2 protein-coding genes and 1 pseudogene are annotated in these 1,983 nt (G+C 39.0%); 1 reads left to right on the top strand and 2 read right to left on the bottom strand.

The genetic code is table 11. From position 1 onward, the window contains the following. Positions 1-170, bottom strand: a 170-nt coding sequence (locus ACUVJL_RS13530) for a tetratricopeptide repeat protein (protein WP_445246320.1), incomplete at its 3' end; no start/stop codon positions are given. 92 nt (positions 171-262) lie between these two features. Here ACUVJL_RS13530 and ACUVJL_RS13525 point away from each other — a divergent pair. After that, positions 263-1,681, top strand: coding sequence for an IS5 family transposase (locus tag ACUVJL_RS13525; protein WP_445246319.1), 1,419 nt, complete (start codon positions 263-265; stop codon positions 1,679-1,681). Positions 1,682-1,763: 82 nt separating this feature from the next. Here the strand turns inward: ACUVJL_RS13525 and ACUVJL_RS13520 are convergent. Next, positions 1,764-1,983, bottom strand: a pseudogene (locus ACUVJL_RS13520) (hypothetical protein); the annotation flags it as partial.

Genomic DNA, 1,983 nt, shown 5'->3' with positions numbered 1-1,983 from the left:
TCAAAGTCTTCAATTGCAAGCTGCATTTGTTTTAATTTATAGCGAACGCAACCTCTGTTATAATACGCATAAACATTTTGTGGATCGATGCCGAGTGCTGTGTTGTAATCGGCGATCGCCTGCGTATTGTCTCCTAATTGGGGCTTGCTGAATAAGCCTAAAAGCCTTATCTGAAAAGACTTTGACTCGCGATCGGCGCGGATAAAGTGTAAGACTATGAGGTAAAATCAGTCAAAAGCCATGCACAGCATCACTTTCGTTCATGTACCGAAAACTTGACCCAACCCCAAAAGCACCGTCCAACTTTGACCTTCACGGACAGGGACAATTATCAGAGAATAATCGTTGGGTAATCATGGCAAAAATAATTCCCTGGTCAGAATTTGAAGATGAATATGCCAAAAATTTCACCTGCTCAACGGGAGCCCCTGCCAAATCGTTTCGTATAGCATTGGGGGCATTAATAATCAAAGAAAGATTAGGAACTAGCGACTCTGAAACAGTAGAACAAATAAGAGAAAACCCATACCTACAATACTTCCTAGGTCTAAGTGGCTATAGTAATGAAGCACCATTCGACTCATCCATGTTCGTTTATTTTCGGCAAAGAATAGGTGTGAACCTAGTCAATAAAATCAATGAAAAAATGGTCAAAGACCAGACCCAAGTACAAGGAGAAGAAGTAGAAAAAAAGTCATCAGACCTAAGTGAACCCAAAAATCAAGGAAAATTAATATTAGATGCAACCTGTGCGCCAGCCGATCTTAAATATCCGACCGACTTAGGACTATTAAATCAAGCGCGAGAACATACTGAAAAAATAATAGATGCCCTACACAATCAAACTAAATCACCCGTAAAAAAAAAGCCGAGGACATATCGAAACAGAGCCAGAAAAGAATACCTAACCATAGCAAAACAAAAAAAGCCACGACGAAAAGCAAGAAGAAAAGCAATTAAAAAACAACTGCAATACATTCAAAGAAATTTGGCGAATATAGAGCGAATGGGTGAGCTACAGTTACTAAAGAAATCTCATTATAGAATGCTGTTAGTAGTTGCCGAAGTCTACCGTCAACAGTTGTCAATGTATGAAAAGAAAGAACATAGTATTCCCGACAGAATAGTAAGTTTAAAGCAACCACATATCCGGCCTATAGTGAGAGGAAAAGCCGGGAAATCCGTTGAGTTTGGGGCAAAACTGTCAGCTAGTTGTCGAAATGGGTACGTATTTTTAGACCGAATTAGTTGGGATAACTTCAACGAATCAGGAGACCTTAAAAGACAAGTAGAAGCATTTAAACAATTCACCGGATTTTACCCTGAATCAATTCATGTAGATCGGATATATCGAACAGAAGAAAATAGAATTTGGTGCAAAGAAATCGGCATCAGAATGAGCGGTGTCCGTCTAGGAAGACCTCCCAAAAATCTGAGCAAATCAATAAAAAAACAAGCTCAATTAGACGAAAGAATTCGTAACTCAATCGAGGGCAAATTTGGAGAAGCCAAAAGAAGATTCAGCCTCGGTAGAGTGATGGCTAAACTTGATAATACTTCTGAAACAAGCATCGCAATAACTTTTCTGGTGATGAATCTTTCTGCCCTGCTACGGCAGGCTTTTTGGCTTTTTTTCTGTCTATTTCACAACAAAAACCTTTTGTCATGTTTTTTGGCTTAAATCATTGGTAAAAGCTATGTTTCGCCATCACAAGATTGACAAAACTTATATTGCCGAGGCCAGCTCAAATTCACTCATCTTTCTAAATGCTGTTTTCTGACTTTTTCAGCAAGCCCCAAGTAATTGACCATTCTTCTGGTCTTTTTTCTTCGTTTTCTATAGCTAACAGCTTCTTCATTTCCTCTCCTCTATGGTAGGAAGCGCCATCCCAAATCAATAGTAATCTTTGCTCAGGATGACGTTTTTTGATTTCTTGCAGAAATTTGACTGTATTTTCTCCGTTGACCGTTGAATAAGGACTC

The organism is Microcoleus sp. OTE_8_concoct_300, assembly GCF_031383065.1.
Lineage (GTDB): Bacteria > Cyanobacteriota > Cyanobacteriia > Cyanobacteriales > Microcoleaceae > Microcoleus.
Note: the sequence above shows the minus strand (reverse complement) of the source record. Positions and strands in the feature narration are given on the sequence as shown.

Bases quoted from the DNA above. Each gene is read 5' to 3' on its own strand.
- ACUVJL_RS13525 (WP_445246319.1), top strand. From the start codon at position 263: ATGTACCGAAAACTTGACCCAACCCCAAAAGCACCGTCCAACTTTGAC.